Genomic DNA, 20,303 nt, shown 5'->3' on the forward strand with positions numbered 1-20,303 from the left:
GTGCGATGCCGATGTATGCATCGGCATGCATGTGCGCTGCCTAGACGTTCATTCACGAGAATACCATTGTCCAACTTTTGTCTATCCCGGAAGCCGAGAGACGGTAGATATCGTTTCGTGGGCGTAGTCGCGGGCACGCAAAGAAGCGCGTCTTTGGCCGAATGCTTACGATTTGCTCACGCTGTTTTGATAGCATTGGCATTGCCCTGTGAGAAACTACGGCAGCGTCGTCTGGGCGCTTCTATCGGCGCGCTGCGACGCTGGACCTCAGCGGTCTTTTGGCACCATATTCTTGGCACCAGCGATTATGAGAAGGGAACTCGATGTCCAGTTCTGCAACCTCTTGCAAGCGGATGCCCCGCGCGTTCATCTTCGATTGCGACGGAACGCTCCTCGATTCCATGGGTACATGGCTGAGCATTCAGCCGAAGCTGCTTGAGACCTATGGCATACAAGGGCTCACCTCGGACGACTTCGCCGAGTTCGAGCATCTCTCCGTCGAGGACGAGTGCGCCGCCTATCGCGTGAAGTGGGGCCTTTCTGCGTCGGGCGATGAGATCTACGGCCGTCTCATGGACATGCTGCGCGAGGAATACGCAAACGTTATTCCGGCAAGGGTTGGAGCTGCGGAGTTTCTCGCAGCCGCCCACGAGGCGGGCATCCCCATGGCCATCGCCACCTCGACGCCCGATTTTCTGGTGCGCTCGGGGCTTGAGCATCATGGCCTGGCAAGCTATTTCTCAAACATCACCACCACTGGCGAGGCTGGCCGTTCCAAGCAGCATCCCGATGTGTACAACCTCGCCCTCGCGCGCCTCTCGAAGGATCGCGACCTCGGTGAGGTGGACCATGGCGATGTATGGGTCTTCGAAGACGCCGCCTTCGGACTTATGAGCTCGGGGGAGGCGGGATATCGCCGCGTGGGCATCTTCGACCCTGCGGGGCGGACGACCCGTGATGAGGTCGAGCGCCTCTCCGACATCTTTATCGACGAGTATCCAGAGCTCACCCTCGACGCCATCTATTCCTATGGGGGCTAGCGATCGATGGGATGTGTGAGGCGCGTCTTGGTGGTGGGCGGCTCTCCCGAGCCATCATCTGCTGAGACGGTTCGTGCCGCGGCGCGTGGGTGCGACGCCGTCGTCGCGGTCGATCGCGGACTTGACGCCCTGCTGGCTTCAGGCCTTTCCTGCGACCTGTTTTGTGGCGACGCCGACTCGGTGAGCGAGAAGGGGGCTGCCCTCGTACGCTCGGCCGAAGAGTCTCTCGACCCCGCATTCGAGGTCGTGCGCTACAACCCGCATAAAGACGACACCGACCTTGGCCTCGCGTTGGGCGAGGTCCTGCGCCGCTGGCCCGAGGCGCGCGTCGTCGCGACGTGCATGTCTGGAGGAAACCCGGACCATGAGCTCGCCGTGCTCGGAAGGCTCTCTGCGTGGTCGGGGGAGCTGGAAGTCAAAGAGGACCGTTTTGACCAGCGCTTTTTAAAGTCGGGCGACGTGTGGGATCTTTCCGGACACGAAGGGGAGCGATTCACCTTCGTTCCGCTGTCGTGCGAGGCCGTCGTCTCCGAGCGCTCCATGCGCTGGGAGCTCGACCATAAGCACGTCCCGCTGTTGTCCGATCTCGGCGTTTCGAACGTCATCGAGTCGGGCGGGGCATCGATCACCTGCCATGAGGGCCTCGTGGTCGCCTGGGTCTTTCGCAGCTGAGCGCCGCGAGGAGCTTTTTCGGGCAGGGCATGCATGCGAGGAACATGGCGAGGTGAACGGGCGTTTTCTGTGCGTCATTGCAGTATTCGTTATTTATGCAGTACGTGCAAACGCAGGGAGGCCCCGGAGGGATTCCCTAAGCCGACATTCCGCAGCTGCGAAGCGGCGAGGACGTCGGCGTGGGAACCCTCCGGGGCCTCCCGGATGGGCGGTGAGTCCCTGCTTACTGGTAATCGAACACGTCGATCCAGCTCATGAGGAAGCTCTCCTCAAGGTCACGCTTGCGGGCGAGTTCGGATGCGGCAACGATGGGCATCCACTGGCGCACGACCTGCTTGGGCATGTCGGCGCGCTCGCAGTACAGGTCGAGATAGGCCTCGGCCTGCTCCTTGGAGCCAAGGGCGAACAGCAGATAGGTCATGGCGACGTCGGCGGCAGGGGCGCCCTGGGTGGCGTGCGCCCAGTCGCACACATAGAGCTCGCCGTCATCGCCGACGATGACGTTGGTCGGGTTGAAGTCGCCGTGGCAGACCTTGAACTCCTTCTTCATGCCGTCCAGGCGCTCCATCAGGTTGTAGCGCTGGGTGGCATTGATGGCCTCGAGGCCGCCGATCATACGAGCGTACTTGTCGCGCTGGCGGTTCAGCAGAGGAGAGGTGTAGTGATGGATCTCGATCTGCAGGTCTACGAACTGCTCAAGATACTCGCCAAAGCGCTGGGGCTCGGCCTCCATCTTCTCGGCAAGCGTGGTGCCAGGGACCTTCGAGGTAAGGAGCGCCCAGCCGGTGGTGTCGCCCTCGACCTCGGTTACCTCGAGCGCCTTCGGGGAGCGGATGCCGCACTCGTTGATGCGGGCGAGGTTCAGTGCCTCGTTGAAGACGTCGGAGACCGGCTTGGTGTCGTTGAACACCTTGGCGATCTTGTCGCCCAGGTCATAGACGACCTTGTTGCCGCGGCGGGCAAGCTCGATCTTGGAATCGGGGAGAATCATAGCTCTTCATCCTTTCTAGGAGCCTCGTACATGCGCCGCGCCGAACAGCGGCCGCCGTCTCCGGCGCGGCGCGTCAAACCCTATGGCAATTATGCCTCGTAGGACTGCGGCTCGCGGCCGTAGTACGCGTCGAGGTACAGCTCCTTGATCTCGCTCATGAGCGGGTAGCGCGGGTTGGCGCCGGTGCACTGGTCGTTGAAGGCCTGCTCGGTCATGTCGTCGAGGGTGTCGAGGAAGTACTGCTCGTCGACGCCGTAGTCCTTGATGGTCTTCTTGATGCCAATGGTCTCCATGAGGTCCTCGAGCTTCTGGATGAAGTTCTCGAACACCTCGCGGTCGTCAGCACCGGTGCAGCCGCAATAGCGACCGAGGTCGGCGTAGTCCTTGAGCGCATGCGGATACTGATACTGCGAGAAGGTGCCCATCTTGACGGGCTTCTCGGCGGCGTTGTAGCGCATGACGCGGGTCAGGATGACGGCGTTGGCGAGGCCGTGCGGCAGGTGATGGAAGGCGCCGAGCTTGTGAGCCATGGAGTGGTTCACGCCGAGGAACGCGTTGGCGAAGGCCATGCCGGCCAGGCAGGAGGCGTTGTGCATCTCCTCGCGAGCATGCGGGTCGGCAGCGCCCTTCTCGTAGGCCGCGGGGAGGTTCTCGAAGACGAGCTTGGCGGCACGCATGGACAGGCCACGGGTGTAATCGGAGCTCATGATGGAGACGTAGGACTCGATGGCGTGAGTCATGACGTCGATACCGGAGGCGCAGGTGAGGCCCTTGGGAGCGGTCATGGCGTTGTCGACGTCGACGATGGCCATGTTCGGCAGCAGCGCGTAGTCGGTGATGGGCCACTTGATGCCGGTCTCGGCGTCGGTGATGATGGCGAACGGCGTCACCTCGGAGCCGGTGCCCGAAGAGGTCGGAACGGCGACGAAGTAGGCCTTCTCGCCGAGTTTCGGGAAGGTGAAGACGCGCTTGCGGATGTCCATGAAGTCCATGGCGGCGTCTTCGAAGTTGACCTCGGGATGTTCGTACATGAGCCACATGATCTTGCCGGCGTCCATGGCGGAGCCGCCGCCGACGGCGATGATGACGTCGGGCTCGAACAGGCGCATGCGCTCGGCGCCCTTCTGGGCGTCCTGCAGGCGCGGATCGGGGCAGATGTCATAGAACGCGTCGTGTGCGACGCCCATCTCGTCGAGCTTGGCCTCGATGGCGCGGCAGTTGCCGTTCTTGTACAGGAAGGAGTCGGTGACGATGAAGGCGCGCTTCTTGCCCATGACGCGGCCGATCTCGTCGAGCGCGACGGGGGTGCAGCCCTTCTTGAAGTAGACCTTCTCGGGAGCCCTGAACCAGAGCATGTTCTCGCGGCGCTCGGCCACGGTCTTGATGTTGAGCAAGTGCTTCACCCCAACGTTCTCGGAGACGGAGTTGCCACCCCAGGAGCCGCAGCCCAGGGTGAGGGACGGCTTCATGGCGAAGTTGTAGAGGTCGCCGATGCCACCCTGCGAAGACGGGGTGTTGATGACGATGCGGCAGGCCTTCATGGTGTCCTCGAAGAGGGCGATCTTCTCCTTCTCGGCGGGGTGCACGTACAGCGACGCGGTGTGGCCCGGGCCGCCGGCGAGCACGAGGTGCTCGGCCTTGTCCACGGCCTCCTGGAAGTCCTTGGCGTGGTACATGGCGAGGACGGGGGAGAGCTTCTCGTGGGAGAATTCCTCCTTGCCCGGATCGGTCGAGGTGACCTCGGCGATGAGGATCTTGGTCTTAGCGGGGACCTCGATGCCGGCGAGCTCAGCGATCTTGGCGGCGGGCATGCCGGGGATGCGGTGGTCGAGGGCGCCGTTCTTGAACATGGCCTCGCGCAGCGCCTCGAGCTCCTTGCCTTTCTTCACGAAGTAGCAGCCGCGATACTCGAACTCGCGCTTGACCTCGTCGTAGATGGAGTCAAGCGCGGTCACGGATTGCTCGGAGGCGCAGATCATGCCGTTGTCGAACGTCTTGGAGTGGATGATGGAGTTGACGGCGAGCTTGATGTCGGCGGTGTCATCGATGACGACCGGGGTGTTGCCGGCGCCGACGCCGAGGGCGGGCTTGCCGGAGGAGTAGGCGGCCTTCACCATGCCGGGGCCACCGGTGGCGAGAATGATGTCGACCTCGCGCATGAGCATGTTGGTGAGCTCGAGCGAGGGCTGGTCGATCCAGCCGATGATGCCCTCGGGCGCGCCGGCCTTCACCGCTGCCTCAAGCACGAGCTTGGCGGCGGCGATGGTGCACTTGGCGGCAGCCGGGTGAGGGGAGATGATGATGGCGTTGCGGGTCTTCAGGCTGATGAGGCACTTGAAGATCGCGGTGGAAGTGGGGTTGGTGGTGGGGATTACGGCGCCAACGATGCCGATCGGTTCGGCAACCTTGGTGACGCCATAGGCCTCGTCGCGCTCGATGACGCCGCAGGTCTTGGTGTTCTTGTAGGCGTTGTAGATGTACTCGGATGCGTAGTGGTTCTTGATGACCTTGTCCTCGACGATGCCTCGGCCGGTATCCTCGACTGCGAGCTTGGCGAGCGGGATGCGCGCCTTGTTCGCCGCCATGGCGGCCTCGTAGAAGATCTTGTCTACCTGCTCCTGAGTGTAGGTGGCAAAGACCTTCTGAGCCTCGCGCATGCACGCGAGCTTTGCCTCGAGAGCGTCGACGGTATCGACGACCTCAGGGGCGACGGGTGCCGTTGGTTTTTTCACCATGTGTCTCTCCTTGTGACTGGTGACCTACCCTACAACGTAAATAATATCAAGACTTTTCTTGGCAAAAGGTGCAATTCCGGCAAACGGTAGATTAAAACGCTTCACTATTTTGGAACGTTTCAATTATCAAGTGAAGGTAAATACCAATTCAGAATGGGGGAGGGCTACCTACGGTGGGTTACGAAAGACACGGCGACGTTGGACGGCGCGAAGGGTTTGGCCGGAGGAGAATCATGGGATGGAAGAACGGCACCATAGCGTTGCGAAAAGAGGCGCGGGGCTCTGTGGTCTCGTTGAGGATGTCCAGGCTGATTTGATGTCCGGTGCACGTCTGGGATCTTGAGATAAGAAAAAAGGCGCTCCGAGGAGCGCCTGAACAGGTAGATCTGTCACGCCAATGAGGGCTTGGCACCATGCGTGTTAGGAGCGGGCAACCTTGCCGGACTTCAGGCAGTTGGTGCACACGTTCATCTTGCGACGGTGACCGTCGACCACGACGTAGACACGCTGGATGTTGGGACGGAACGTGCGGTTGGTGACGCGGTGAGAGTGGCTGATAGAGCGACCAGCAACGGGGTGCTTACCGCAGATCTCGCAAACTTTGGACATTTCTAGACCCTCCTTGGGCGGTTTTGTGCCGCTTGAACAAACAGATAGGAACTATAGCATATACCTACGCGCTGCGTGCAATCTTCATACGGATACCCATCCACCGCCGGGGGAGCAGGTGCCCGGTGGGCGCGTGCGGGAATCGTTGTGCGGCGCGCTGACGCGTGCGTTCTGCATTATTGCAGGTCATAGGTGATTATGCAAGCGCCCAGCAGCTGTTTTCCGAAGACGTGTACCATGCGAGCAATGTGCGGTCAACATAGTTAGGTACCGGATGGAATGGAATTTCTATGAGTAGTCAACCATTTGGAAGGCGAGCACGCGCTCCGAGAAATGACGGGGTAGAACTAAGCGCTGACCCGCGACGCGCGTCTGGGGCGGACGCCACGGGTCCTGACGACACTTATATATGTATGGCTTGGGACGCCGCGCGTGGAGCGGCGGCCAACCTATGGATGCACTTCGGTGTCGCCGGGGAGGGAACGTTTCGAAAACGATAGGGGGCGCACGTGAAGATCTTCAAGTTCTTGAAGGGTCACGGCATCAACTTCCTCATAGCGCTGGTCTTGCTGTTTGCGCAGGCCAACTGTGAGCTGACGCTGCCGGGTCTCATGAGCAACATCGTCGACGTGGGCATCAGCCAAGGTGGAATCGAGAGCGCTGTTCCGGATGAGATTCCATCCGACCAGCTTCAGCAAGTCGCCCTGTTTATGGACGCCGACGACGCCGAGCTCATGGAGGCCAGCTACTCGGGCAAGGACGCGAACGGTGTGAGAAGCTTTGCCGGCGACGACGAGGTCCGCAGCAGGCTCGAAGAGCCGATGGCCGAGGCTGAGATGCTCGTCTATCAGATCAATCAAGGCATCCCGGTAGAGGATTGGGCGGCTGCCGAGGGGGCTGAGACGCTCGACGCCATCAGGGCTCAGGTGGGGGACACCGTCGACCTTGCCGAGCTCGTGAGTCTTTCAGAGGCATTCGCTTCTGCCGAGGCGGGCCACCCGGTGAGCATGGGGCCGGGAAGTCTCTCTGACATGCGTGAGCAGCTCGTGTCTCAGCTTGGTGATAACGGTGACGCCATTATCGAGAGCCGTGCGATCGAGTTTGTGAAGGACGCATACCGCGAGGCGGGCCTCGACCTCAACGACGTCCAGACAGGCTATCTGTTCTCTGAGGGCATGACCATGCTCGCCTATGCCTTGCTCTCGGCGCTCTGCGCGATCCTTGCCGCGTTCAATGCGTCCAAGACGTCGGCTGCCATCGCCCGAGACCTTCGCCACGACCTGTATGAGCGCGTCCTCTCCTTCTCGCCTGCCGAGATGGAGAAGTTCTCTGCGGCATCTCTTATCACCCGCGCCACGAACGACATCCAGCAGATCCAGATGGTTCTCGTGATGTGCCTGCGCATTGTGCTTTTTGCCCCTTGCATGGGCCTGGGGGCCGTGGTTCGGGTGCTTACCACCCCGACGGGTCTCGAATGGATACTTGTCGTGGCGATCGTCGCCATCGCGATCACCATCGGCATCCTCATGGGCCTCACGATGCCCAAGTTCCGCCGCATGCAGAGCCTTGTTGACCGCAACAATCTCGTCGCTCGCGAGATCGTGACGGGCATCATGCCCATCCGTGCCTTTGGCCGCCAGGATTACGAGCAGGATCGCTATGACCAGGCGAACCGCGAGCTCACCAACACCTATATTTTCACCAACCGCTGCATGACCTTCCTCATGCCGGCGATGCTCATCGTGATGAACGCCACTACCATCGGCATCGTGTGGTTCGGCGGTCACGGCGTGGACGCCGGCGGCCTGATGGTCGGCGACCTCATGGCCTATATCAATTATGTCATGCAGGTCATCATGAGCTTCATGATCTTGACCATGATTTCGGTCATGCTGCCTCGAGCCGACGTCGCCGCCGAGCGCGTCCAGGAGGTTCTCGCAACCTATTCGAGCATCGAAGACCCCTCGCCCGAAACGAGCGTCTCGCGTGAGCGCGGAGAGGGCTGGAGAGGAACCATCGCCTACAACGACGTCTCGTTCACCTATCCGGATGCAAGCGAGCCCACGCTCGAGCACATCAGCTTCACGGCGCGTCCGGGCAAGACGACGGCCATCATCGGGTCGACGGGCTGCGGCAAGTCCACGCTCGTTCAGCTCATGCCCCGCCTGTATGACGTCACGGAGGGCTCGATCACGCTCGACGGGGTCGATATCCGCTCCATCGGACTCAAGGAGCTCCGCCGTTCGATCGGGTATGTCCCGCAAAAGCGCATGCTCTTCAGCGGGACCATCGAGAGCAGCATCAAGTACGGGGACCCCTCGATGCCCGACGCCGACATGGTCGAAGCGGCGAGCATCGCGCAGGCGACCGAGTTTATCGATGCGAAGCCGGACGGCTATCAAAGCCCCATCGCCCAGGGCGGTTCGAACGTGTCGGGCGGCCAGAACCAGCGCCTGTCCATCGCCCGCGCCCTGGCATGCCGTCCGAAGGTGCTTGTCTTCGACGACTCCTTCTCGGCCCTTGACTACAAGACCGACTCGGTGCTGCGTGCCGAGCTGGCTGAGCGCGCCTCTGACGCCGCGCTCATCATCGTCGCCCAGCGTATCGCGACGATCATGCACGCCGACGAGATCCTCGTGCTCGACGACGGGCGCATCGTGGGGCGCGGCACCCATGAAGAGCTTCTGCGCTCTTGCCCTGAATACCTGGAGATTGCCAAGAGCCAGCTCTCGGCTGACGAGCTCGGCCTTGAGGGGGATGCTCCCGCCGAGCAGGGTGCCGTGGCAGAGGGCGCCGCTTCGGATGCATCGATTCTGGAAGGGGGTGAGCGCTGATGCCGGCTATGGGAAACCGCGGGCCTGCTGCCGAGCGCGCCAAGGACTTCAAGGGCACCATCAGAAAGCTCGTCATCTATATCGCCCATGAGCGCATCGCGCTCATCATAGCCATTGTCTGCGCGATCGCCTCGGTGGTATTCAACGTCCTCGGCCCTCGCATCTTGGGCCAGGCGACGACCGAGCTGTTCAACGGTCTTGCCGCGAAGGTCATGGGCACGGGCTCGATCGACTTCGCCAAGATCGGCTATATCTTGGCGGGGCTGCTGTGCCTCTACATCACCGCCGCCCTCATGAACTTTGTTCAGGGCTGGCTCATGACGGGCATCACCCAGCGCGTGTGCTATCGCATGCGCAAGGAGATCGTGCAAAAGATCGACCGGATGCCGCTATCGTATTTTGAGACCAATTCGGTCGGCGACGTCATGAGCCGCGTCACGAACGACGTCGATACCCTGGGCCAGTCCCTAAACCAGAGCGTCACACAGCTCATCACCTCCGTCACCCAGCTCATCGGCGTCGCGGTCATGATGGTCTCGGTGTCGATGGTGCTTGCGGGGCTCACCTTCCTCACGGTTCCCGTCTCGCTCGTTCTCGTGGTGGTCGTAGTGCGTTCCTCGCAACGCTACTTCCGTCGTCAGCAGACCATTCTTGGCCGCGTCGACGGCATCATCGAGGAGAGCTTCTCGGGTCAGAACGTCATCAAGGTGTTCAACCGCGAGGACCGCGCCGTCGCCGATTTCGACGTGGAGAACCGCAACCTCTATGACTCTGGCTGGCGTGCGCAGTTCTTCAGCGGCCTGATGCAGCCCATCATGAACTTCGTCGCGAACCTCGCCTATGTCGCAGTGGTTATCGTGGGCGCGTTTTTGGCCATCGCGGGGTCCATCAATCTGGGTGACATCCAGGCATTCATGCAGTATGTGCGCAACTTCACGCAGCCCATCACGCAGCTGTCCCAGGTGTCGAACATGCTGCAGATGCTATCGGCCGCCGCGGAGCGCGTCTTTGAGTTCCTCGACGAGCCCGAAGAGTCCGCCGATGCTCAGACGCCTGAGCTTCCTCGCTGCAGCGGGGCGGTAGAGTTCGACCACGTACGGTTTGGATATGTTCCCAACAAGACCATCATCCACGACTTCTCATGCGACGTCGAACCGGGTCAGACGGTTGCCATCGTCGGCCCGACGGGTGCAGGCAAGACCACGCTCATGAAGCTCCTCATGCGTTTTTATGACGTGAACGCCGGCTCGATCAAGGTTGACGGGGTTGACCTTCGGGACTATGCGCGCGACGACCTGCGCCGGAACTTTGCCATGGTGCTGCAGGACACGTGGCTCTTCAAGGGCTCGATTCGCGAGAACATCCGCTATGGCCGCGAGGACGCTTCCGACGACGAGGTGTATGCCGCCGCGCGCGCGGCGCTCGCAGACCACTTCATTCGCACGCTTCCCGGCGGCTACGATTTCGAGCTCAACGAGGACGCCTCAAACGTGTCGCAAGGCCAAAAGCAGCTGCTCACCATCGCGCGCGCCTTTATCGCCGATCGCCCCATCCTGATTCTCGACGAGGCGACATCCAACGTGGACACGCGTACCGAAGAGCGCATCCAGCGCGCCATGGACGCCCTCATGCAGGGCCGCACGAGCTTCGTGATCGCCCACCGTCTGAGCACGATTCGCAACGCCGACGTCATCTTGGTGCTTCGCGATGGCGACATCGTCGAGAAGGGCACCCATGATGAGCTTCTCGCGGCGGGCGGATTCTATGCCGACCTGTATAATTCGCAGTTCGCCGAAGGACCGGCGGAGGAGTAGCCCGATCGTCCGGGCGGCGGGGCCTCATGCGGAGATCTCCGGCAGGGCCTGAGGCCGCCCGGGCGGATTCGCGCCTCCCGCTCGCGCCGTAATGCCGCGCAGGGCTGCCCATCGAAGTCCGCATGGCGAGCAGCTCCTTTGCGCGCGTGATGCGGTAGCGCAGCAGGTAGTCGTATGGTGTGGTGCCGAGGTTTTCCGAAAGAGCTTCATATTCTAGAAGATTCAGGTGCATCTCCTTAGCCAGGGCGCCCCGTCTGCCTCGATTCGCAGACGGGGCGCTCTTTATGGTTGCGGCACGGCTCACTCCATGGGTCGGATGCGCGGTTGCCGGCGAATCTGGCGCGGTCAAGCTATGTGGATGTCGAATTCCCCTTCCGCTGCTTGCGGTGCGTAGTATCATATTGCAGATTATCCCCGCACCCTCGATGCGTGGTGAGCATCCGAAAGGAGATTTCTGTGACTGAGACAATTTCCGGAAGCCTCAGCGTCTCGAATGACGTCATCGCCGATATCGCCGGTTACGCCGCCATGTCCTGCTACGGCGTGGTCGGCATGGCCGAGCAGCTCCAGGGCGCCGAGAGCGTGCGACTTCTCGCTGGCCAGCGCCTTCGCAAGGGCGTTCTCGTCTCGAGCAACGAGGAGGGCCTCAAGGTGGACCTGCACGTGGTGCTCGAAAACGGCGTGAACATGAAGTCCGTCTGCGCGAACCTGGCGAGCTCCGTCACGTTCACCCTGCAGGAGATCGCCGAGATCGATCCCGCAAAGCTCAAGATCGGCATCCACGTCGATGCCCTCAAGAGCCGCATGTACTAGCGCTCACCAAGGAGTTGGAGATACACGCCGATGATTGCGAAGACCATTCGAACCTGCTTTCCCATCGCCGCTGCCGCGGTATCCGATAAGGCCGAGGAGATCAACAAGCTCAACGTCTTCCCGGTGCCTGACGGCGATACCGGCACCAACATGTCGCTCACCCTGGGCTCGGTGGTGAAGGAGCTCAGCAGCCTTCCCGCTGACGCCGATATGGAGGCCATCGCCGCCGCCATCACCCATGGCTCGCTCATGGGCGCTCGCGGCAACTCCGGCGTCATCACCTCGCAGATTCTGCGCGGCGCCGCCGAGGGCTTTGTTGGCGCCGAGGACCCCATTACCTCTGCCGACATCGCGGCGGCCCTGCGCAATTCGGTGAAGGTCGCCTTTAAGGCCGTGCGCAAGCCGGTGGAGGGTACCATCCTCACGGTTCTTCGTGACATCTCCACCCGTGCAGACGCCTGCGCGAAGGCCAAGGACTCCTATGAGGACACCCTTGACGCGATCGTCGTCGAGGCCTATGAGTCCGTCGCCCGCACGCCCGACCTGCTGCCCGTGCTCAAGGAGAACGGCGTGGTCGACTCCGGCGCCTTCGGTTTCGCCATCTTCCTCGAGAACTTCGTCGCCGCCGCGCTCGGGCGCACCACCGAGGTCGAGGAGATTTCCACAACCTTCGAGGGCACGGCGGACTCCGCTCGCGAGGGCGCTCTTGACCGCGTGAAGATCGAGGCGAACGACGACTGGGAGGGCTCGGAGTATCGCTACTGCAACGAGTTCCTCTTCAAGGCGGATGCCCCCTTCGATGAGGACGAGTGCCTGCAGTTCCTCGCCTCCATGGGCGATTGCGAGCTGCTCGTGGGCGCCTATCCTGACTATAAGATCCACGTTCATTCCAACACGCCCAACCTTGTTCTCGAGCACATGCTCAACTTGGGCCAGATCTACGAGGTCTTTATCCATAACATGGATATGGAGTCTCGTGAGCGCACCGCGAAGATCCATGAGGACCAGGATGCTTCCGAGCAGGCCTCTGAGCCTGCCAAGCCTTTGGGCTACGTCGCCGTCGCGGCTGGCTCGGGCGAGGCCGAGATTCTGACCTCGCTCGGCGTCGATGTGGTGGTTTCTGGCGGCCAGACCATGAACCCCTCCACCGCCGACCTTCTTGATGCCGTCTCGAAGGTCAATGCCGAGGCTGTGATCATTCTGCCCAACAACTCCAATATCCGCATGGCGGCCGAGGCCGCCGCGAACGCCTGCTCTGACAAGCAGGTCGCGGTGGTGCCCACCAAGACCGTGCCGCAGGCGTTCTCAGCGCTCTTCGCCGTGCTTCCCGACTCCTCTCTCGAGGATGCCGTCGAGGCCATGACCGAGGCCGCCTCCGAGGTCCGCGACGGCGAGGTCACCTGCGCCGTGCGCGATTCTGCGGCGTCCGACGGCACCCCCATCCATGCAGGGGATGTCATGGGCATCATCAACGATTCGATCGATGTGGTCGGCTCCGATGTCAAGCAGGTCACGCTTGACTGCATCAATCGCATGCAGGAAGAGGAGGAGGGAGACGCCCTCACCATTCTTGCCGGCTCCGATATGAGCGACGAGGTCTTCGAGGACCTCATCGCTGCCATCGAAGAGGCCCAGCCCGACCTTGAGATTGACTCGCACCGTGGCGAGCAGCCGCTCTACCCGGTGATCTTCTCGATCGAGTAGCCGTGTCCGCGCCGGCACGCACTCCTTCGGTGCCGCCCGCGTCCGACCGATTGCTTCGCACGCTTTCGCTCGGTGAGGACGTGAGCAGGCTCAAATATGTATCCGGTGCTCGTGAGGAGGCCCTCCACCGTATGGGGATTGAGACGGTGGAGGACCTCCTCCTTCATATCCCGCGCCGCTATCTAGACTTCACGCATGCCTACACCATCGAGGCGGCGCCACTCGGCGAGGTGGCAACCATTGTGGGCACGGTCGACAGGGTCTCGCTCAAGCATCCCAAGCCACGTCTCTCGGTTGTTGAGGTGTCTCTGGTGGATGACACGGGCGTGCTCCAGCTTGCATTTTTCAAGCAGCCTTGGCTCGCCAAGCAGCTGTCCCGGGGAGACCGCATGGCTGTTCAGGGCAAGGTCGAGTTCTCCTATGGCTTCAAGCAGATGGCATCCCCTCATTTCGAGCGACTTGACGGCCATGCCTCCGCGGGCGCCATGATCCCTGTGCATCCTGTGAGCGAGGGCGTCTCCGTCGCGTGGATGCGTCGCATCGTGTCGGGGGCCCTGGAGCGTGTCGGCGCCTTCGCCGATCACCTGCCTGCCCCCCTGAGGGCGCGGCGGGGTCTCATGAGCGCTTCTCGAGCGCTGCGCTCGATTCATTTTCCTTTGAGCGGGGCGGAGCGCGAGCATGCCCGGCGCCGCCTTGCCTATGATGAGCTCCTGCATCTTCAGCTCGCCCTCCGTCTGAGAAACGACGCCAACCTTCTCGACGTGACGCCCCACGCGCACGCTGTCGGCGCTCATGTCGAGGCGTTCCGCCGCGTCTTGCCGTTTTCTCTCACCGACGAGCAAGATGCTGCCGTCTCGGATATCTTGAGGGACATGCAGGACGGCTCGCGTGTCATGAATCGCCTGCTTCTGGGCGACGTGGGAACGGGAAAGACTGCCGTCGCGTGTTTTGGTCTTGCCGCCGTTGCCGACAGCGCGACGCAGGGCTGCGTCATGGCCCCGACGGGCGTCCTCGCGCAGCAGTATGCCCACAAGAGCGGCCCGCTTCTCGAAAGGGCGGGCATCACGTGGGCCCTGCTCACCGGCGCCACGTCCGCCTCCGAGCGTGAAGACATGTTGCACCGCTTGGCATCGGGCGAGCTCCAGGTGTTGTTCGGGACCCATGCCGTGCTGTCGGATGACGTGGTGTTTCGGGAGCTCTCGCTTGTGATCATCGACGAGCAGCATCGCTTTGGCGTGAACCAGCGCAACGCGCTGCGCGCCAAAGGGCCGGGTGCCGACCTGCTCGTGATGACCGCTACGCCCATCCCGCGCACGCTTGCGTTGTCCGTATACGGCGATCTTGATGTGAGCATAATCCGCAAGCGCCCCGTCGCCGGTGCCGGCGTTGCCACGCACGTTCTCACCGAGGCCAATCGCGATGTCGCCTACGGCGCGGTCCGCGAGGCGCTCGCTGCGGGCAGGAGCGCCTATGTCATCTGCCCCATGGTCGAACCCACCGACCATGCAGAGGACCTTGAGGATGTGCCCGGCATTGGTGGCGAGGACGACCAACAGCACGTTCGCCTGCACAACGTGGTGGAGGAGACCGAACGCTTGAAGACGGTCTTCAGGGACGCCCGGATCGACATGCTTCACGGCCGCATGCCTGCACAAGAGAAGGACCGGGCGATTGCACGGTTCAGGGCGGGGGAGACCGATGTCCTGGTGTCGACGACAGTGGTGGAGGTCGGCGTGGACGTTCCCGACGCCACGGTCATGATTATCGAAGACGGCGAGCGGTTTGGCCTTGCAACCTTGCATCAGCTGCGCGGCCGAGTGGGCCGCGGCGGCCACGCCGGCCTCTGCTATGTCATGACGCATGCAGGGGCGGGCGGCCGGCGCAGCCCGGCTCAAGATCGCCTCGAGGCGCTCGAGCGCACCGACGACGGATTCTCCCTTGCTGAGATGGACCTTCGGCTCCGTCATGAGGGCGAGATCCTGGGTCTGCGCCAACACGGAGGCGTTTCCTTGCGTTTTGTGGACCTAGATGCCGATGTGGAGCTCATCGAGGATGCTCACGAGGACGCGCAGGAGCTTTTGCGCTATGCTTCCACATTGCAATCGGTGGCGACCCTTCCCATGCGGCAGGAGGTCGTCAAGAGATATGGCGACGTGTTCAAAGAGGTGAGCGGCGGATGAGGATCGTAGGCGGCGAGTGGCGCGGCAGAAAGATCGGCGAGCCCCAAGGCAGAGACACCACCCGGCCCACCACCGATCGCGTTCGCGAAGCCTGCGCCTCCATGGTCGACTCCGCCCTGCCAGAGGGCATCGAAGGCATTCGCGTTCTCGACGCATTTGCCGGATCGGGGGCGATGGGGCTCGAGATGCTTTCTCGAGGGGCGGCTCATGCCACCTTCTTCGAGATCGATCGCAAGGCCTCGGCGCTCGTGCGAAGCAACGTCGAGTCTCTCGCTGGCAAAGGCGGGCGTTACAAGGTGGTCACCGGCGACGTGCTGCTATCTGCCGGTCGCGGCAGGGTGCCGGGCGGCCCTTTCGACCTCGTGGTGCTCGACCCTCCGTATGCCTTCGGGGTAGAAACGGTGGAGGAACTGCTGCACAACCTCGACACGTCGGGGGTTCTTGCGCCGGGGGCGCTGGCCCTCTACGAGCATGACGCGCATGCTCCGGGTGCCCGACCCGAGGGCTTCGAGGTCCTTCGCGAGAAGAGCTATGGCAAGATCGCCGTCGACCTCTTGCGGCTCATATAGGTATATCGCTTTCGCCTATCAGGCTCATGATTTCCAAGGAGGCACATCATGCACGATGTCCTTACCGACCAGACCATCACGCACGTGCTGGTGCCGGGTACGTTTGATCCCATCACGTTCGGACACATCGACGTCGTCCGAAGGGCTCGCCGGCTGTTCCCGCATGTCACCGTGGCCGTGGCGGAGTCGCTCGGCAAGAACGGGACAGGCCCCACGTTCTCGCTGCAAGACCGCGTGTCGCTTGCGCGCGAGGCGCTGGGCGATATCGATGGCGTCGAGGTTCGTCCCTTCACGGGCCTGCTCGTCGACTTTGCTAACGAGGTCGGCGCTGGAGCCGTGGTCAAGGGCTTGCGCGCGATGACCGATTTTGAATACGAGCTGCAGCAGGCCGACCTCAACTACCGCCTCGACCCGGGTGTGGAGTCCATCTTCGTCATGAGTTCGCCAGAATACGGGTACCTTTCCTCGTCGGTCGTTCGCCAGATCGCATCCTTCGGCGGGGACGTTTCGGAATTCGTGCCCGACAATGTGGTGAAGGCGCTCAAAGAACGCTTCAAGTGCTGATTTGTGTATTGTCGTATGTGATACTATGACCAGATGAGATGTAACCGTTGAAAGGAGACCGGGATGCCGGGCGACAACTTCCCTGGCGAGAGGATCGAGAGCTTGGTCGATGAGCTCGAGGGCATCATCGAAGAAGCCAAGCCGCCTTTCGGCAAGAATGCGCAGTTCAAGGTCATCGAGACCGACGTCTTCTTCAACATTCTCGATGAGATCCGCATGAGCTATCCCGAGGAGTGGCAGAAGTCTCGTCGCATCTTGAAGGAGCGCGACGAGCTCATCGCTTCGGCGACCGCCCAGGCCGACTCCATCATCGCTGACGCGCAGCAGCAGGCTCTCACCATTGCCGGCGAGCAGGAGATCGTGCGCCTTGCCCAGCAGCAGGCCGATGACATCCGCGACCGCGCGCAGCAATATGAGCGCGAGACCCGCTATGCTGCGGAGGATTATGCCGAGCAGGTGTTCACGCACCTCGAGGAGAACCTCAAGAGCCTCACCTCCACCGTGGCGCGCTGCCGCCAGCAGCTCAACGAGAGCTCTAACAACGCTCAGAACGGTGGCTGGTAATGGCGTTCATCGACCCTATCGTTATCGAGCTCGAAGGCCGTCTCGAAGCGCCGGGCGAGAGCTTGCCCGTCTCGGGCACGGTCGATATCCCCAGCTATGAGGTGGGCGACAAGGAGTTCGCGCTCGACGGGGGCATCTCCTACGACGTGGTTCTCACCAACGCCGGCGACGGGATCTTGGTGTCAGGGCTGGTTCGCGCCCATGCGGTAGGCGAGTGCGACCGCTGCCTGGATCCCGCCCATTTCGACGTCGCCGGTGAGATCGAAGAGTATTTCCTGTTCCATGAGCCCGAGGACGCCGAAACATATGAGGACGGCTTCGAGTTGGTGGGGGAGAATCGCTCGGTAGACCTTGCGGGTCCCATCGCTGACGCGGTAGTCATGGATACGCCATTCGTGGTGCTCTGCCGCCCCGATTGCGCCGGTCTGTGCCCGACGTGTGGCTGCAATCTCAACCGCGAGCAGTGCGACTGCGCTGCCCGAGCCGAGGAGGAGTACGTCACGAGCGACGAGAATCCCTTCGCCGCCCTCAAGAACCTCAAGCTCGACGACTAGCTTGTAGACATTGAGGTTTCGCTTTCCGCATCGATTCTACGGCCATCGCATGCGTCGCGTAAACAATGTGGGCAAGCGGTGACGAGCGATAATAATTGCTGTACACGCGGCAGTTCTGTGTGGTAGTATCGCTACTTGCGCGTATTCACGCCTGTTCATTAGGTCATAAGGAAGGTCATCATGCCAGTACCAAAGCAAAAGAAGGGCCGCGGAGCAACCCATTCCCGCCGTTCCGCCAACATGAAGATCGAGGCTCCCGCACGTTCCGTTTGCCCTCGTTGCGGTGCCGTGAAGCTTCCCCATCACGTTTGCCCCAACTGCGGTTTCTACAAGGACCGCGAGGTCATCGTCACCGAGTAGCCATTTTCGCGGGGTTTCCCTCGCTGCATGATGCCCGTTGAAGGTGATAAACTATCATGTGCGCTCGCCGCACATTCTTAGGGAATATATGGCCGGCTCCATGAGTCGGCCATTTCGCTATTGAGGTGATGAATCATGAGCAAGGTCCGTGTCTGTGTTGACGTTATGGGCGGAGACGAAGAGCCCCAGGTCGTTCTCGACGGCATCGATGCAGCGCTCGCTGCCGATAGCGAGCTCGAAGTGCTTGCGGTCGGTCCAGCCGAGCTGGTCGAACCTTTTGCCGCCTCGCGCGATCGCGTCGAAGCGCTCGTCGCCCCTGATGTCATCACCATGGAGGACGACCCCATCAAGGCCGTCATGACCAAGCGCAAGTCATCCATCGTCATCGCTTGCCGCGCCGTCAAGAAGGGTACTGCCCAAGGTTTCTTCTCGGCGGGTGCTACCGGCGCGATCACCGCGGCGGCGACCGCGTATGTCACGCCGTTTCGCTATGAGGCGGACGGTAAGCGAGAGCCGATTCGTCCCTGCATCACCACGGCAGTTCCCAACCGTGCGGGCGGTTTGACCGTTCTGTGCGACATGGGCGCGAATCCAGACGTCGAGGTCGAGGACATGGTGCGCTTTGGCCAGATGGGGGCCGTGTACTCCCAGCTGGTGTGCGGCGTTGCCCACCCGCGGGTCGGGTTGCTGTCAAACGGCACCGAGGACACGAAGGGTTCCCACTTTACCAAGGCGTGCTTCCCTGCGATGCGCGACGCGGTTCCGGGCTTTGTCGGCAATTGCGAGGGCACCGACCTGCTTGCGGGAACGGTCGACGTGGTGGTGACGGATGGCTTTGCCGGCAACGTTGCCCTGAAGGCCACCGAAGGTGCCGCCAAGATGATCATGAGCGAGCTCAAGGGCGCTCTTCTGAGCTCGTTGTCTGGAAAGATCGCGGCTCTGCTCATCAAGAGCAAGCTCAGCGCTCTTAAGGAGAAGCTTTCCGGCGACGCCGTCGGCGGCGCCATTCTTTTGGGTCTCAAGGGCGTGGTGCTTATCGGTCATGGCGCCACCTCTGTCGAGGCGGTGAAGAACGGCACGCTCGCGACCGCCCGCGCCATCCGTGCAGGCCTCGTCGAGAAGGTGGCGGCCTCTATGGACGGCTTGGTGGAATAGCCTTTTTGGTGACATGCCATGCCCCGATTTCGGCTCGGGGTTCTCGCTTCTCTGGCGTTCGTGCGGGCAAATCTGCCGCCCGCGCCACGCGTCGTTGAGCGCCCCCGCCTTTGCGGGTAGAATCGTTACGGTTCATTGTCGCCGCTTGCCGGCACGCGAAAGGAGTCAACCATGGAGCGCACCGAGATTTTTGACAAGGTCGTTGACGTTGCCAGCGACGTGTTGGGCATCAGTCCCGATGAGATTACCGAACAGACCACCTTTGACGATCTTGACGCCGACTCTCTCGATCGCCTGCAGCTCGTCACCGCTTTCGAGGACGAGTTCGACATCGAGATCGAGGAAGAGCGTCTCATGTCCATCAGCTCCGTCGCTGATGCCATCGATGCCATCGAGGCAACTCAGGAGGCTTAACGTCCGTGCCCGTATCCGAAAAGCTCGCCCGGGTCGAGGAGATCTGCGAATACGAGTTCCATGACAAAAAACTGCTCCGCTGCGCCATCACGCATCCGTCAGCGGTCGAGGGGCAGCCTGTTTCTGCATCCTACGAGCGTCTGGAGTTCCTTGGCGATTCCATCTTGGGCTCCATCGTCGCGCTCTCCCTGTATCGAAATTACCCCACGTTTGATGAGGGAAAGCTCACCCGGCTCAAAGTGTCGCTCGTCTCGGGCATGACGCTTTCCGATGTCGGCCTCGAGCTCGGCATCGACTCCTGCATCATCTTCGGTGCCTCTGAGACGGGTACCGGTGCACGCGGGCTTCACTCGGCGCTTGAGAACGTGTATGAGTCGCTCGTGGGCGCCCTCTATCTCGACGGGGGCTGGGACGTGGCGGAGCGTTTCGTCACGCGCACCCTCAAGCCCCATCTCGCTGCCGATCGCGCAGAGCATCCAACGAATCCTAAATCGTACTTGCAGGAATGCGTGCAGGGCGATCACGGCGATCCGCCCGTATACAAGCTCGTGGACACCAGCGGCCCTGCCCATGAGCCCACCTTTACCGCAGTGGTGATCGTGGGAGGCGCTCGCATGGGCCGTGGAACCGGCTCTTCGAAGAAGGAGGCTGAGGCCGCTGCCGCGCTCGACGCGCTCGAGCGCCTGGGATACACCACGGGCGGCGTGATTCTTCAGAAGAAGCTGGGGTAG

The 20,303-nt window shown here is 61.9% G+C and carries 18 protein-coding genes; 15 read left to right on the top strand and 3 right to left on the bottom strand.

The genetic code is table 11. From position 1 onward, the window contains the following. Positions 1 to 323: 323 nt before the first annotated feature. Both H6A15_RS00470 and H6A15_RS00475 read left to right on the top strand, forming a co-directional pair. The gene (locus H6A15_RS00470) at positions 324 to 1,040 is read left to right on the top strand and encodes an HAD family hydrolase (RefSeq protein WP_239462226.1); all 717 of its coding nucleotides are present in this window, start codon (positions 324 to 326) and stop codon (positions 1,038 to 1,040) included. A 6-nt stretch (positions 1,041 to 1,046) separates the two neighbouring features. After that, complete coding sequence (locus H6A15_RS00475; protein WP_204671210.1) at positions 1,047 to 1,712, top strand: thiamine diphosphokinase; 666 nt, start codon at positions 1,047 to 1,049, stop codon at positions 1,710 to 1,712. 223 nt (positions 1,713 to 1,935) lie between these two features. Here H6A15_RS00475 and H6A15_RS00480 read toward each other — a convergent pair whose 3' ends face one another. From H6A15_RS00480 to rpmB, 3 genes are all read right to left on the bottom strand, one after another. Further along, positions 1,936 to 2,703, bottom strand: a complete 768-nt coding sequence (locus H6A15_RS00480) for a phosphotransferase family protein (RefSeq protein WP_204671218.1) — start codon at positions 2,701 to 2,703, stop codon at positions 1,936 to 1,938. 89 nt (positions 2,704 to 2,792) lie between these two features. Further along, complete coding sequence (gene adhE / locus H6A15_RS00485; protein WP_204671220.1) at positions 2,793 to 5,438, bottom strand: bifunctional acetaldehyde-CoA/alcohol dehydrogenase; 2,646 nt, start codon at positions 5,436 to 5,438, stop codon at positions 2,793 to 2,795. Positions 5,439 to 5,858: 420 nt separating this feature from the next. After that, the gene (gene rpmB / locus H6A15_RS00490) at positions 5,859 to 6,047 is read right to left on the bottom strand and encodes a 50S ribosomal protein L28 (protein WP_204671222.1); all 189 of its coding nucleotides are present in this window, start codon (positions 6,045 to 6,047) and stop codon (positions 5,859 to 5,861) included. 509 nt (positions 6,048 to 6,556) lie between these two features. On the opposite strand from rpmB, the gene H6A15_RS00495 reads away from it, so the two are divergent. The 13 genes from H6A15_RS00495 to rnc all read left to right on the top strand — a co-directional run bounded on the left by H6A15_RS00495 (position 6,557) and on the right by rnc (position 20,303). Next, positions 6,557 to 8,881, top strand: a complete 2,325-nt coding sequence (locus H6A15_RS00495; protein ID WP_204671224.1) for an ABC transporter transmembrane domain-containing protein — start codon at positions 6,557 to 6,559, stop codon at positions 8,879 to 8,881. A gap of 8 nt (positions 8,882 to 8,889) precedes the next feature. After that, positions 8,890 to 10,695 carry an ABC transporter ATP-binding protein gene (locus H6A15_RS00500; protein ID WP_204671831.1) on the top strand — a complete coding sequence of 602 codons (1,806 nt, stop codon included), beginning with the start codon at positions 8,890 to 8,892 and terminating at the stop codon, positions 10,693 to 10,695. A gap of 456 nt (positions 10,696 to 11,151) precedes the next feature. After that, positions 11,152 to 11,508: an Asp23/Gls24 family envelope stress response protein gene (locus H6A15_RS00505; RefSeq protein WP_204671232.1), complete on the top strand. Its 357-nt coding sequence runs from the start codon at positions 11,152 to 11,154 to the stop codon at positions 11,506 to 11,508. 30 nt (positions 11,509 to 11,538) lie between these two features. Then, positions 11,539 to 13,212 (top strand): DAK2 domain-containing protein, encoded by a 1,674-nt coding sequence (locus tag H6A15_RS00510; protein ID WP_204671234.1) that lies wholly within the window; start codon positions 11,539 to 11,541, stop codon positions 13,210 to 13,212. Positions 13,213 to 13,214: 2 nt separating this feature from the next. Next, entirely contained in the window at positions 13,215 to 15,392 is a 2,178-nt protein-coding gene (gene recG, locus H6A15_RS00515; RefSeq protein ID WP_204671236.1) for an ATP-dependent DNA helicase RecG, read from the top strand. Beyond that, positions 15,389 to 15,961, top strand: a complete 573-nt coding sequence (rsmD, locus tag H6A15_RS00520; protein WP_204671246.1) for a 16S rRNA (guanine(966)-N(2))-methyltransferase RsmD — start codon at positions 15,389 to 15,391, stop codon at positions 15,959 to 15,961. The genes recG and rsmD overlap by 4 nt, the downstream gene beginning before the upstream one ends. Positions 15,962 to 16,009: 48 nt before the next feature. Beyond that, positions 16,010 to 16,525: a pantetheine-phosphate adenylyltransferase gene (gene coaD / locus H6A15_RS00525; RefSeq protein WP_204671256.1), complete on the top strand. Its 516-nt coding sequence runs from the start codon at positions 16,010 to 16,012 to the stop codon at positions 16,523 to 16,525. A gap of 63 nt (positions 16,526 to 16,588) precedes the next feature. Continuing rightward, the gene (locus tag H6A15_RS00530; protein WP_204671258.1) at positions 16,589 to 17,089 is read left to right on the top strand and encodes an ATPase; all 501 of its coding nucleotides are present in this window, start codon (positions 16,589 to 16,591) and stop codon (positions 17,087 to 17,089) included. Then, entirely contained in the window at positions 17,089 to 17,643 is a 555-nt protein-coding gene (locus H6A15_RS00535; RefSeq protein WP_204671260.1) for a YceD family protein, read from the top strand. The genes H6A15_RS00530 and H6A15_RS00535 overlap by 1 nt, the downstream gene beginning before the upstream one ends. Positions 17,644 to 17,823: 180 nt before the next feature. After that, entirely contained in the window at positions 17,824 to 18,003 is a 180-nt protein-coding gene (rpmF, locus tag H6A15_RS00540) for a 50S ribosomal protein L32 (protein WP_204671262.1), read from the top strand. Positions 18,004 to 18,138: 135 nt separating this feature from the next. Then, on the top strand, positions 18,139 to 19,158 hold the full coding sequence (gene plsX / locus H6A15_RS00545) for a phosphate acyltransferase PlsX (protein ID WP_204671269.1): 1,020 nt from the start codon (positions 18,139 to 18,141) through the stop codon (positions 19,156 to 19,158). A gap of 171 nt (positions 19,159 to 19,329) precedes the next feature. Then, positions 19,330 to 19,572, top strand: coding sequence for an acyl carrier protein (locus H6A15_RS00550; RefSeq protein WP_204671271.1), 243 nt, complete (start codon positions 19,330 to 19,332; stop codon positions 19,570 to 19,572). Positions 19,573 to 19,577: 5 nt separating this feature from the next. Continuing rightward, positions 19,578 to 20,303, top strand: coding sequence for a ribonuclease III (gene rnc / locus H6A15_RS00555; protein ID WP_204671273.1), 726 nt, complete (start codon positions 19,578 to 19,580; stop codon positions 20,301 to 20,303).

Source organism: Enorma phocaeensis (genome assembly GCF_016901575.1).
Classification (GTDB): domain Bacteria; phylum Actinomycetota; class Coriobacteriia; order Coriobacteriales; family Coriobacteriaceae; genus Limicola; species Limicola phocaeensis_A.